Source organism: Pseudoxanthomonas wuyuanensis, from assembly GCF_900215535.1.
GTDB classification, from domain to species: domain Bacteria; phylum Pseudomonadota; class Gammaproteobacteria; order Xanthomonadales; family Xanthomonadaceae; genus Pseudoxanthomonas_A; species Pseudoxanthomonas_A wuyuanensis.
Map to the genome: position 1 here is coordinate 141,070 of NZ_OCND01000004.1, position 12,571 is coordinate 153,640.

Here is a 12,571-nt window from a genome sequence, read left to right on the forward strand (position 1 = left end):
AAGTCGCGATGAGGCCTTACCGGTAGAGCCTCATCGCGACTTACGTCGCTCCTACAAGAAAGAGAATCCTTTGAACGGCAAGAGCGCCTTGCGGCGCCCCCTCACCCTTTGCCCTCTCCCGCAAACGGGAGAGGGGAACGGTTGGCGTCAGCGGCCTGCGGCCGCTGACATCATTTCTTTTTGGGGGCGATCATCATGACCATCTGGCGGCCTTCCAGGCGCGGGCGCGACTCGATGACGATCTCGTCGCCCAGCTCGGCCTCGATGCGCGCGGCCATTTCGCGACCCAGTTCCTGGTGGCTCATTTCGCGGCCGCGGAAACGGATGTTGACCTTGACCTTGTCGCCCTCTTCCAGGAAGCGGCGGATGTTGCGCATCTTGATCTGGTAGTCGCCTTCGTCGGTGACCGGCCGGAACTTGAGTTCCTTGATCTCGACCTGCTTCTGCTTCTTCTTGGCGGCGTTGGCCTTCTTCTGCGCCTCGAACTTGAACTTGCCGTAATCCATGATGCGGCAGACCGGCGGATCGGCCTGCGGCTGGATTTCGACCAGGTCCATGCCCGACTCTTCGGCCAATGCCAAAGCTTCGTCGCGCGAAAGCACGCCGACCATTTCGCCATCGGCGCCGATCACGCGTACGCGGGGCACGCGGATTTCCTGGTTCTTGCGATTTTGCTTGTTGTCAGGGGTACTGATGTTGCAGTCTCCTAGGGGAATCGTGCCGGCCCACCCGGGCCGGGACTTGCCTACGCGGCGTGCTCGTTCTGCAAACGTTCGACGAAGGCGGCGACGGACATTGTGCCCAAATCTTCGCCCGAGCGTGTGCGGACGGCAACGGCGCCGTTTTCCTTCTCGCGATCTCCGACCACCAGCAGGTACGGCACCCTCTGCAGCGTGTGCTGGCGGATCTTAAGGCCGATTTTCTCGTTCCGCAAATCGGCGGCGACCCGGAGGCCTTGATTTGCAAGGGATTTCCGGACCTCGGCCACATAATCGGCCTGGGCATCGGTGATGTTCATCACCACCGCCTGGACCGGGGCCAGCCAGGCCGGGAATGCACCAGCATGGTGCTCAATCAGGATGCCGATGAACCGCTCCATCGAGCCCACAATGGCACGGTGCAGCATGACCGGGTGCCGGCGCTGGCTGTGCTCGTCCACGTATTCGGCGCCCAACCGGCCCGGCATCATGAAATCGACCTGCATCGTGCCCAACTGCCAGGTCCGCCCGATGGCGTCCTTGAGGTGGTACTCGATCTTGGGGCCGTAGAAGGCACCCTCGCCCGGCAGCTCCTGCCACTCCACCCCGCAGCTGCGCAGGGCCGAGCGCAGCGCGGCCTCGGCCTTGTCCCAGGTGGCGTCATCGCCCAGGCGCTTGTCCGGGCGCAGTGCGATCTTGATCTGTATGTCGTCGAAGCCGAACGCCGCATAGACCGCCAGCGCCTGCCGGTGGAACGCGGTCACTTCGGCCTCCACCTGGTCCTCGGTGCAGAAGATGTGGCCATCGTCCTGGGTGAAGCCGCGCACGCGCAGGATGCCGTGCAACGCGCCGGAGGGCTCGTTGCGGTGGCAGGAGCCGAGTTCGCCGTAACGGATCGGCAGGTCGCGATAGCTGTGCAGGCCCTGGTTGAACACCTGCACATGGCCCGGGCAGTTCATCGGCTTGACCGCGTAGGTGCGCTTTTCCGATTCGGTAAAGAACATGTTTTCCTGGTAGTTGTCCCAGTGGCCGGACTTCTGCCACAGCGACACGTCCAGGATCTGCGGGCAGCGCACCTCGCCATAGCCGCTGTCGCGGTAGACCTTGCGCATGTACTGCTCGACCACCTGCCAGATGGCCCAGCCCTTGGGGTGCCAGAACACCAGGCCCGGCGCCTCCTCCTGCAGGTGGAACAGTTCCTGCTGCTTGCCGATGCGGCGGTGGTCGCGCTTTTCGGCTTCCTCGATGCGCTGGATATAGGCATCGAGCTGCTTCTTGTCGGCCCAGGCGGTGCCGTAGATGCGCTGCAGCTGCTCGTTCTTGGCGTCGCCGCGCCAGTACGCGCCGGAAATGCGGGTCAGCTTGAACGCCTTCAGGAAGCGCGTGTTGGGCACGTGCGGGCCGCGGCACATGTCCACGTATTCCTGGTGGTAGTACAGGCCCATCGCCTGGATGTCGCCGGCCATGTCTTCGATCAGGCGCAGCTTGTAGTCCTCGCCGCGGGCCTTGAACACCTCGACGACCTCGGCGCGCGGGGTCATCTTCTTGATCACGTCGTAGTCCTGCGCGATCAGCTGCTGCATCCGCGCCTCGATCGCGGCCAGGTCTTCCGGCGTGAACGGACGCTCGCTGTAGATGTCGTAATAGAAGCCTTCGGCGATGACCGGGCCGATCACCATCTTGGCTTCCGGATACAGCTGCTTGACCGCGTGGCCGACCAGATGCGCGCAGGAATGGCGGATGATTTCCAGCCCTTCCTCGTCCTTGGCGGTGATGATGCGCAGGCTGGCGTCTTGGTCGATGAGGTCGCTGGCATCGACCAGCACGCCGTCCACCGCACCGGCGATGGTCGCCTTGGCCAGGCCGGCGCCGATGGACTGGGCCACCTGCATGACGCTGACGGGGTTTTCGAATTCGCGGCGGCTGCCGTCGGGAAGCGTAATCGTGATCATGGGGATCTGTCGGGTCTTCAGTACCGCCAGCCGAAGCCGGCGCTCTACATTGGGAAGTCCGCACGTGAATATGCGGGCTCTTTGCCCGGGGACGGGCGAAAAAAAAGCACCACGAAGGCGCCTGCGGATGCGGGGGCTTCGGGCAGATCAGCGATGGGCGATGGTAGTGCTCATGTCGCACGCTCGGCCGGCGTTTCCGCGGGCCACCTGACTCGGGGCGTTGGAGAGCGGCATGGTAAATCAAAAACGCGCGCTGGTGTCGCCCGCCGTGTACGGAGAAGGGGGCCAGACCTCGGTTGCCTGGCCCGGCGTTCGAGCCAGCGGCAGATCGCGGCCGACCTGGCGCTTTTCACCATTCAGGGCACGCGTCCCCCCGACGGCCGGCGCCCAGGCGCCGCCATCTGGCCGGGATAAACGCCCGGCTCCCGCCCACCGGGACACAGGCCGCTTCAATCCCCGGCGTCCGGGTCCAGTTCGGCAGCCCAGGCCAATGCGGCATCGGCTTGCCCGGGGTCGAACGCCCGCACCTCGGTCTTGGGTAGGAACTTGCCGGAAAACTCGGAAACCTTGCCCAGCCAACCCTTGTCGGTCACGACCGCGGCGCGGGCGAAACGCGAGTATTCGCCGAATTTGTCCAGCGCATAGCGCAGGTCCTTTCCCACAGCCTCTGCCGACAACCCGGTCATGCCGGTCATATCGCTGAGGATGGCGATGCGCGGATATTCCGCCAGCCGGGCCTCGATCTCGGCGATGCAGCGGTCATAGTCTTCGCCGGTCAACTTGCCGGAGAAACGAAAAGCGGCCACGTAAGGCGGTGCGGCTATCAAATCGATCATGAACATGCTCCGCTGCGTTGGCATTTTGAGACTAATCCGGCCGATGTTGCATTCGCGTCAAACGTGGATGGGCACGCATATACGAGTCGACCTGGCATCGGCGCGCGCCGCGCCAGCACTCCGAGCAGGCGCGGATGCCCTGCCCCTCACGGTCGCTTGATGGCAGTAAGCTCATGCTGATGCTGACGGTTACGCGCCATCAGATCCCGTCTTCCCGGCGCATTGCGCATCCATCATCGCCATGGAGCGAACCATGCCAGCACAAAGCCAGATGCAGCATCCCCGCCCCGGCCAGATCCCGAACCCGGTGCACGACCCTGTTCCGGACAAGCCTGTCGACCCTGTCCCCGACCAGCCAGTCGATCCGACGCCGGATAAACCGGTAGATCCCCAGCCCGACCGGCCTGTCGACCCGACACCGGACAGGCCTATCGACCCGGTACCGGACCACCCTACCGATCCGGTGCGTTTCCCCGATGAGGATCCCGACGGCGAACGGAGCCAGTAGCCGGAACCATTCCCCATCCCCATGGTTCTGCCGCGGCCGGGTCAGCCGTCCGTGGTCCGGCCGCCGGATGCGGCTCAGTAGAACCGGATACCCGGCCTGAGCAGAAGCTGGAACACCGCCAGCAGCGCCAGCACCGCAATCAGCGGATAAACCAGGGATCCAACGCGCGAACCGGCCGCAACCGTGGTAGTCGTACGCCAGGCACCGGCCTGTATCCAGGCGATTCCGATGACGGTCACCAGCACCGGCAGCAGCACGACTTCTACCGGTTCGCGGGGAATGCGGAACGGGATGATCAGCGCGACCGCCATCAGGGCCGGCAGGGTTGCGGTCTGAAAGACGAAACGGTTGCGCGCACGCGGGCTGGCTATCTGCGCGGAATTTTCGGCCACGCCAAGCAAGCGCTGGCCCAGCCACAACGCAAACGGCGGGATAACGGCCAGCGCCAGCAGCGCTGCAGCGTTCTTGGCGCCCGCGCCCAGGCGCAGATACTCCATCGCCATACCGACATCGCTGCCGGTGCTGAGGGCGCCGATCACCACCTGCGGCAAGGCCATGAACAAGCCGCTGTACGCCATCCAGAACAGGAACAACCCGCCCGCCGTCGACCGCGTGCCGGTCCGGCGCGACAGCAACAGCGCGCAGCAGGCACCGGTCAGGGCGGTCGCCAATGCGCCCGTGCCCTGGAACAGGCTGGCCAGCGGATGCTCGCCTTGCCAGCCGTGATTGTTGTGGAACAGCGTCGGTTGCAGTCCCGGCGTCAACGCCTTGGGCAGCACCAGGAAAAGCTCCTGGATAAAGAACGTCAGGTTGAACGCCAGCGTGTACAGCAATGCGGACAGCAGGATCAGCTTCCCGTTCCACGGCAAGACGGGCGCGGATGCCGCGCCGGCCGGCGTCCGGCGAGCGTTGAACAACCCCGCGCTCCAGACCAGCAGCGGGGCCGCAACGAGAAGCAGTGCGGAGGCGATCAGTAGCAAGTGTCGGCCTTGGCGGCGTCAGATTTCCTGAGCGTCATTCTGCCAGCCCGCAAGGCCGGTGAAAACGGACCGGCCGGCCGTATACGACCGTTGCTGGGCGAATCACGAGCCGCTACAGCTGCATCAGAAACCGGCAATTCGTCCGCCACCTACCGGCAGCGCTGCCTCCGCTGGCGCCGAGCCACGATACGATCGCCTGCAAACCGTCGTAGAACGCCATGGACCTGGACCCGCGCCCCCTCATCCACCTGCTGCTGCATGCGCTGGTGCCGTTGGCCATCGCGCGCCTCTTCTTCGGCAAGCGCTGGAAGACGGCGTGGCTGTGGCTGTTGGCCGGCTGGCTGATCGACATCGATCACCTGTGGGCCGATCCCATCTACGTTGCGGACCGATGCAGCATCGGCTTTCACCCGCTGCACCGCGCACCGGCCATCGCGGTCTACGCACTGCTGTTGTTGCCGCGACGGACACGGGTACTGGCGATCGGGCTGCTGACCCACATCGGACTGGACGCGCTGGACTGCGTCTGGATGCGCAGTTGTTAGGTCGCACCCGCGCTGGCCGTCACTACCATCCAGGACACGCCAAACCGGTCGGCGACCATGCCGAAACTGGATGCGAAGAAAGTCGCACTCAGCGGCTGCTGCACCTCGCCCCCCTCCGCCAGCGCATCGAATGCCTGCCGGGCCTGCGTGTCGTCGGCAACGGTCAACGACAGCGAGACGCCCTTGAACTCGGGCTTTCCGCTGCAGAAACCATCCGACATCATCACCTGGGTCTGGCCGATCTGCAGGCAGGCGTGCATCACCTTGTCCGCCGGCGGCGTCACCCCGCCCGCACATTGCGCCTCGCCTTCCGGGCTTTCGCCGAAGCGCATCAGCATCACCACTTCGGCCCCCAGGGCCTGGCGGTAGAACTCGATGGCTTGGTCGCAGCGTCCGTCGAAAAACAGATAGGGTTGGATATGCATGCGATGTCCTCGTAATGATGGGCGGGCACCGGCGCCCATGCCGGTCCTCCCTCGCACGACGAAGCGGAGACACCCGGATCGACACTGCTCAGGCGATGATTTCCACCCCGTCGCCGACGCGCACCATGCCGCCTGAACGCGGGATCAGGTTCTGGCCGAAGGTCACGCCGTCGCCGCTGCGGCGGTAACCTATCAATGTCTTCAACGGTTCGCCATCGGGATCGCGTTCGCCGCGCTCGGGATCCACGGTGGTGAACACGCAGCGCGTGCAGGGCTTGGCTACGTCGAACGCGACGCCGCCGATGCGGATGCGCTTCCAGCCATCCTCGGCATGCGCAGGCACGCCGTCCACCACCAGATTGGGCCGGAACCGCAGCATCGACACCGGCCTGGCCAGACGGGCGTTCAGGCCATCCAGCGCGGCGCGGGAGATCAGCAGCAGGGGAAATCCGTCGGCGAAACTCACCTCATCGCCGGGTTGCGAGTGCGGGTCGGTCATCACGCGACTGACGCCGGCATCCATATGCACCAGCCGTGCCGGCCGTTGCAGGAACTCGCTCAGCCAGGCATCGGCCGCGGCAGCCGCCGGCCGCGCCGCCACCTGGCTCTTCCAGACGCTGACCGGCAGCGTCGCATCCGCATCCGGAAATGCCACCTGCAACGACGGCATACCAGGGGCGTCCAGTACCAGCCCCTCCGCACCGGGCTGCGCCCGCACCAGCGTCAATCGCGGCAATTGACGGCCGGTCAGGAAGCGGCCGTCGGCATCCACCACCATCCAGCGCCGGTCATCGCGCAGGCCGCGCGGCTCGACCTCGGCCGATGCCACCTCAAGCGGAGCGATGGATTTGATGGGATAGAGATAGAGGTTGGAGAGGTACATAGACAATCGCGCGCCGCATCGGGACACGCATGGTAGTGCATGCCGCCCGGCCTGCATCGCGGACTTCAGACCGCGTCATGGAAGATCACCCCCAACGCGTGGCGATGCCCGGAGCGCAGGCAGCTGACTCCGTGACGGAGGTTGACCCGGTATACCCCACGCGTGCCCTGCACCGGCCGGTGGCGCACCGCGAACACCACGGCATCGCCCTGCCGCAACGGCACCACTTCCGGGCGCGACTGCATGCGCGGGCGCTGTTCGGTCATTACGAACTCGCCACCGCTGAAATCGCTCCCCGGTTGCGACAACAGGACAGCCATCTGCAACGGGAATACGTGTTCGCCATACAGGTCCTGATGCAGGCAGTTGTAGTCGCCGGCGCCATAGCGAAGGAGCAGCGGCGTCGGCCGCAGCTGTCCCGCGCGATGGCAGCGGGCCAGGAAGTCGGCGTGCCGCTGCGGATAACGGATATCGATGCCCATGGCCGCGTTCCAGCCATCGGCTATGCCCGCCAGGTGCGGATACACGGCGGTGCGCAGCGCCTGTACCGGATCCGGTAACGGATAGCGGAAATAGCGGTACTCGCCGCGCCCGAAACCATGGCGCGCCATGACCACGCGGCTGCGGTACAGCGTGTCGTCGTCGTAGGCGGCTACCAGCGCCCGGCACTGGGCCGCAGACAGGAGCGCCGGAACCACGGCATTTCCGCGCGCATCCAGATCCTGCGCGATACCGGCCCAGTCCAGCGCATCGATACGCGCTGCCCCAGGGGTCTGCATGTTCATGATTCGCTCCTGTCCTTTCATCGCCGCGCCGCACAGCGTGCCCGCAGGGCGCGGCGGCGGATATCCGCTTCTTGCGATGGTCCGCTGCGCGGGACGGAGATGCGGTGCCTGGGCTGGCGGCAGGAATCCGCACCATTTTCTTCCGGCTTGTCGATTCCGGCCCCGCCCGTTCGTCGTAAAGGAACGAGCGCCCGTTTCGGGCACCGTCAACCCCAACCCCTTCAATGGGATATCAGGAGATATCAGATGGCCTACCTCGATGGATGCGTGATTGCCGTACCCACCGCCAACAAGCAGAAATTCATGGAACACGCCAAGGCAGTCGACGCGCTGTTCCTGGAATTCGGCGCCAACCGCGTGGTCGAATGCTGGGGCGACGACGTGCAGCCCGGCAAGCAGACCGACTTCCTGCGTGCCGTGCAGGCGACAGACCAGGAAACCGTGGTGTTCTCATGGATCGAATGGCCGGACAAGGCCACCCGCGACGCCGGCATGGAAAAGATGATGAACGACCCGCGCATGAGTCCCGAGGTCAACCCGATGCCGTTCGACGGCAAGCGCATGATCTTCGGCGGCTTCGTGCCGGTGCTGGAACTCGGATCCTGAGAACGGATTCCGCCGGGGCGGGTTGCCGGAGCCCGCCCCGGTTCTGATGGCGACTCAATCCGGATTTGAGTGCAGAATCATGGGCCCTGCCTTCTGGAGTCCGCCCCGATGTTCACCGGTGGATGCCGTTGCGGAGCGGTCCGTTACCGCATCAGTGCCGACCCGGTCGCCACGCGTATGTGCTGGTGCCGCGATTGCCAGTACTGGGCAGCCGGCAACGCCACGATCAATCTCATCGTTCGCCGCGATGCGCTGCAGGTGGACGGTTTGCCTTCGTCCTACGACAGCCTGGCCGACAGCGGCCACCATATGCGGCGTTCGTTCTGTGGCCGGTGCGGCAGCGCGCTGTTCAGCCAGGCGCAGGAAAACGCCGACTTCCTGGTCGTCCGCGCCGGCAGTCTGGATCAGCCCGACCAGTTCGCGCCCCAGTCGGTGATTTGGACCGACTCGGCGCCGGCATGGGCGGTTATAGATGCTTCGCTACCCGCGTTTCCGAGACAGCCTGGCTGAGGTTGCACCGCACGGGCCTGGCCTGCATGAAGCGCGAGCGCGCTTTCGCCTGCGACCTGTCGATTTCCGCCCTTCCCGGCCGTCGTAGATACCGAGACTGTCCTCAGCCAACGAGATCCGAACATGCCTACCGGTAATACCGTCCGACTCCACCGCGTCCTCCGCGCCACGCCCGAGCGCATCTACCGTGCCTTCCTCGATGGTGACGCCATGGCCAAGTGGCTGCCGCCGCATGGCTTCACCTGCAAGGTCCACCATCTGGATGCCACCATCGGCGGCACCTACAAGATGTCGTTCACCAATTTCTCCACCGGCCAGACCCACGCCTTCGGCGGCAAGTACGTGGAGCTGACGCCGCATGAACGCATCCGCTACACCGATGCCTTCGATGATCCCAACCTGCCCGGCGAAATGCAGACCACCGTGACGCTGAAACAGGTCTCCTGCGGCACCGAGTTGCACATCGTGCAGGAAGGCCTGCCGGAGGTCATTCCGGTCGAGCAGTGCTATCTCGGCTGGCAGGAATCGCTGAGCTTGCTGGCGCTGCTGGTGGAAGCCGACATTCCGGATGAAGGCTGACAGGCATCTTCGACTCCCGACGTAGGATGCGGTGAGCAAAGCGAACCGCATCGCTCGCGAAACCCCATCAGACCAGGGAGCCACTTTCCCCGGCGACGCGAAGCTCCAAGAGACCAGGGAACCCCGTTCCTCCGTTGACGCGAACGATGCGGTGCGCCTGCGGCTTGCCGCATCCTACGAACTGACAGGTATCGTCGACTCCCGACGTAGGATGCGGTGAGCAAAGCGAACCGCATCGCTCGTGAAACCACAACAGACCAGGGGCCACTTTCCCCGGCGACGCGAAGCCCCAAGAGACCAGGGAACCTCGTTCCTCCGTCGACGCGAACGATGCGGTGCGCCTGCGGCTTACCGCATCCTACGAACTGACAGGTATCGTCGACTCCCGACGTAGGATGCGGTGAGCAAAGCGAACCGCATCGTTCGTGAAACCACAACAGACCAGGGGGCCACTTTCCCCGGCGACGCGAAGCCGCAAGAGACCAGGGAACCTCGTTCCTCCGTTGACGCGAACGATGCGGTGCGCCTGCGGCTTACCGCATCCTACGAGGCTTACGGCGGCGTCAACCACCGCTTGCGGCCTCCGAACAGGCGCGTAAAATCGGCCGAAGCGAACCGAATCGTTCGCGCAATGGAGGTCAAGGAATGACCGAATACCGCCGCCCCCGCACACCCGGCGCTACCTGGTTCTTCACCGTCAATCTCGCCGAACGCCGCGGCAATACCCGGTTGGTCGCGCATGTGGACGCACTCAGGCGCTCATTCGCCCTCGTGCGCAGCCGCCATCCGTTCCACATTGAAGCCATCGTCATCCTTCCCGACCATCTGCACTGTCTCTGGCGCCTGCCCGACGGCGACGCCGACAACGCGACACGCTGGGGCCTGATCAAAGCAGGCTTTTCCCGGGCAATACCGCGGAACGAACGCATCAACGCCAGCCGGCTATCAAGAGGCGAGCGCGGAATCTGGCAACGGAGATTCTGGGAACATCAGATTCGCGATGAAACCGATTACGCCGCGCATGTGGACTACATCCACTACAACCCTGTCAAACACGGCCACGCCGACACCGCAGCCGAGTGGCCGTACTCCTCGTTCCATGCCTTCGTGGCGAAAGGGTTGTACCCGCTCGACTGGGCCAGCCGGCCCGGAACTCCATTCGTACGCGAATAACCGTAGGATGCGGTGAGCAACGCGAACCGCATCGCTCGCGAAACCCCATCAGACCACGGAACCACTTTCCTCGGCGACGCGAAGCCCCAAACGACCAGGGAACCATCTTCCCTCGGGCGGCGCGAACGATGCGGTGCGCCTGCGGCTTACCGCATCCTACGAACTCGATTGGGCCAGCCGGCCCGGAACTCCGTTCGCACGCGAATAACCGTAGGATGCGGTGAGCAACGCGAACCGCATCGCTCGCGAAACCCCAACAGACCACGGACCACCCGGGCGACGCAAAGCCCCAAGAGACCAGGGGAACCCCCTCCCCCCCGGCGACGCGAACGATGCGGTGCGTCTGCGGCTTATCGCATCCCACGGATGACCGTCGCGAGGGGCGATGCGGCACACCTGGGGGCGTACCGCATCCTTGGTCGCCTACACCTGCGCGGTCTTCCACCTGCCGCGCGAGAACAGCCACAAGGTGAACAGTCCCACCGAGGTTTCGGAAACGAATACCCCCCAGAACACACCCGAGTGCTGCCAACCCGCGGTAATGGCCAGCGCATACGACAACGGGATCTGCAGCAACCAGAAGAACACCACATTGATCTTGGTTGGCGTGACCGTGTCGCCAGCGCCATTGAAGGCCTGCACCGCCACCATCCACCAGCCGTAGACAAAGTAGGAATACGACAGGATCCGCAACCAGCTGCCGCCAATGTCTATCACCGTGGGGTCGTCGGTGAAGATGGCGATCAGGCGGTCGTGCAACAGGAAGAACACGACCGATATCGCCACCGTGAACACCATGTTGTACCAGCCTATCCGCCATACCGACGCCTCGGCGCGGCCGGGCTCCTTGGCGCCCAGGTTCTGCCCGACCAGCGTGGCCGCGGCGTTGGACATGCCCCAGGCCGGCATCAGCGTGAACATCATGATGCGGATGGCGATCGTCGCACCGGCCACCGCCTCGCTGCCGATGCTGGCCAGGATGCGCATCAGGAAGATCCACGAAGTCATCGCCACGATCATCTGGCCGATGCCGCCCAGCGACGTGCGCACGATGTTCCACAGGATCGCTCCGTGCCATCCCAGTTGCGAAGCCGCCACGCGGATGTGCTTGCCGCCGCGGAACAGGATCCACAGCTGCATCAGCACGCCGGCGCCGCGGCCGATGTTGGTGGCGATAGCGGCGCCTTCGATGCCCATTGCCGGAATCGGTCCGAAACCGAAAATCAGGATCGGATCCAGCACGATATTCAGTCCATTGGCCACCCACAGCACGCGCATGGCGATGGCCGCATCGCCGGCGCCACGATAGATCGCATTGATCACGAACAGCAGCATGATCACTGCATTGCCGCCCAGCATCCATTGCATGTAGCGGTAGCCGTGCTCCAGGCTCCACGCGTCCGCGCCCATCAGCCGCAACAAGTCCTGGGCGAAGACGATGCCCGCGACCGCGAACGGCAGCGACGTCAGCAACGCCAGGTAGATGGCCTGCACCGCCGTGATCGCAGCCTCCTCGCGCTTGTGCTCGCCGACGCGCCTGGCGACCACCGCGGTCACCGCCATCGCCAGCCCCATCGCAATCGAGTACAGCAGGAACAGATAGCTCTCGGTCAGGCCCACCGTCGCCACCGCCGACGAGCCCAGCTTGCCGACGAAATAGATATCCACCACCGCGAAGGTGGATTCCAGCACCAGCTCCAGCACCATCGGCACCGCAAGCAGGAACACTGCCTTGCGCAGCGGGATCTTCGTGTAGTCGGCACCGGTACCGCGGATTGCGTCGCGCAGTTCGCTCCAGACGGAGCGGGTCGGAGCGTTCTCGGCGAGCACCGCGGCATCCTGCTCGGCTACGGCATCGGGTTGCGGTTCGGTACTCATGCGCGCATGCCTCCCTGGTTCGCAAAAACGGCGATGGTAGCCGCCCCATGCGGCTCGACCAACGGCCAAAAGTCATCGGTGCAAAGCGTGCTGATCCGGATGTACCCGATAGACGCGCCACCATCGATGTCGAACATGGCTCCTCCTTCCGTATGGGCGGTTGCAGGGCCGCTGCCTGCTTCATTCTTAACGACGAACCGAGCGGCCGGGAAT

The 12,571-nt window shown here is 64.7% G+C and carries 14 protein-coding genes; 5 read left to right on the forward strand and 9 right to left on the reverse strand.

Translation table 11 applies throughout. The features are described from left to right. Positions 1-170 precede the first annotated feature (170 nt). The 4 genes from infC to CRO39_RS09965 all read right to left on the reverse strand — a co-directional run bounded on the left by infC (position 171) and on the right by CRO39_RS09965 (position 4,911). Positions 171-695 carry a translation initiation factor IF-3 gene (gene infC, locus CRO39_RS09945; RefSeq protein WP_202926297.1) on the reverse strand — a complete coding sequence of 175 codons (525 nt, stop codon included), beginning with the start codon at positions 693-695 and terminating at the stop codon, positions 171-173. 50 nt (positions 696-745) lie between these two features. After that, positions 746-2,650: a threonine--tRNA ligase gene (thrS, locus tag CRO39_RS09950; RefSeq protein ID WP_097121759.1), complete on the reverse strand. Its 1,905-nt coding sequence runs from the start codon at positions 2,648-2,650 to the stop codon at positions 746-748. A gap of 449 nt (positions 2,651-3,099) precedes the next feature. Then, complete coding sequence (locus tag CRO39_RS09955) at positions 3,100-3,486, reverse strand: SpoIIAA family protein (protein WP_162125772.1); 387 nt, start codon at positions 3,484-3,486, stop codon at positions 3,100-3,102. 582 nt (positions 3,487-4,068) lie between these two features. Beyond that, positions 4,069-4,911 (reverse strand): hypothetical protein, encoded by an 843-nt coding sequence (locus CRO39_RS09965; protein ID WP_238394592.1) that lies wholly within the window; start codon positions 4,909-4,911, stop codon positions 4,069-4,071. A 287-nt stretch (positions 4,912-5,198) separates the two neighbouring features. Here CRO39_RS09965 and CRO39_RS09970 point away from each other — a divergent pair, with 287 nt between their 5' ends. Beyond that, complete coding sequence (locus CRO39_RS09970; RefSeq protein ID WP_097122009.1) at positions 5,199-5,519, forward strand: DUF6122 family protein; 321 nt, start codon at positions 5,199-5,201, stop codon at positions 5,517-5,519. Here CRO39_RS09970 and CRO39_RS09975 read toward each other — a convergent pair. The 3 genes from CRO39_RS09975 to CRO39_RS09985 form a co-directional block, all read right to left on the reverse strand. Beyond that, on the reverse strand, positions 5,516-5,944 hold the full coding sequence (locus tag CRO39_RS09975; protein ID WP_097121764.1) for a VOC family protein: 429 nt from the start codon (positions 5,942-5,944) through the stop codon (positions 5,516-5,518). The two genes, CRO39_RS09970 and CRO39_RS09975, sit on opposite strands and share 4 nt — an antisense overlap. Positions 5,945-6,032: 88 nt before the next feature. After that, positions 6,033-6,827 (reverse strand): MOSC domain-containing protein, encoded by a 795-nt coding sequence (locus CRO39_RS09980; protein WP_176520190.1) that lies wholly within the window; start codon positions 6,825-6,827, stop codon positions 6,033-6,035. Positions 6,828-6,892: 65 nt separating this feature from the next. Then, complete coding sequence (locus CRO39_RS09985; RefSeq protein WP_097121767.1) at positions 6,893-7,612, reverse strand: 2OG-Fe(II) oxygenase; 720 nt, start codon at positions 7,610-7,612, stop codon at positions 6,893-6,895. A 246-nt stretch (positions 7,613-7,858) separates the two neighbouring features. On the opposite strand from CRO39_RS09985, the gene CRO39_RS09990 reads away from it, so the two are divergent. From CRO39_RS09990 to CRO39_RS10005, 4 genes are all read left to right on the forward strand, one after another. After that, complete coding sequence (locus CRO39_RS09990; protein WP_097121768.1) at positions 7,859-8,218, forward strand: DUF1428 domain-containing protein; 360 nt, start codon at positions 7,859-7,861, stop codon at positions 8,216-8,218. 108 nt (positions 8,219-8,326) lie between these two features. After that, positions 8,327-8,728 carry a GFA family protein gene (locus CRO39_RS09995; protein WP_097121770.1) on the forward strand — a complete coding sequence of 134 codons (402 nt, stop codon included), beginning with the start codon at positions 8,327-8,329 and terminating at the stop codon, positions 8,726-8,728. A gap of 123 nt (positions 8,729-8,851) precedes the next feature. Continuing rightward, entirely contained in the window at positions 8,852-9,307 is a 456-nt protein-coding gene (locus CRO39_RS10000) for an SRPBCC family protein (protein ID WP_097121771.1), read from the forward strand. Positions 9,308-9,952: 645 nt separating this feature from the next. Next, entirely contained in the window at positions 9,953-10,480 is a 528-nt protein-coding gene (locus tag CRO39_RS10005; protein ID WP_097121774.1) for an REP-associated tyrosine transposase, read from the forward strand. 423 nt (positions 10,481-10,903) lie between these two features. Here the strand turns inward: CRO39_RS10005 and CRO39_RS10010 are convergent, their stop codons facing one another. Together CRO39_RS10010 and CRO39_RS20905 are read right to left on the reverse strand one after the other, a co-directional pair. Next, positions 10,904-12,358: an MATE family efflux transporter gene (locus CRO39_RS10010; RefSeq protein WP_097121775.1), complete on the reverse strand. Its 1,455-nt coding sequence runs from the start codon at positions 12,356-12,358 to the stop codon at positions 10,904-10,906. Then, positions 12,355-12,495 (reverse strand): hypothetical protein, encoded by a 141-nt coding sequence (locus tag CRO39_RS20905; protein WP_162125771.1) that lies wholly within the window; start codon positions 12,493-12,495, stop codon positions 12,355-12,357. The genes CRO39_RS10010 and CRO39_RS20905 overlap by 4 nt, the downstream gene beginning before the upstream one ends. Between the last annotated feature and the right edge of the window lie 76 nt (positions 12,496-12,571).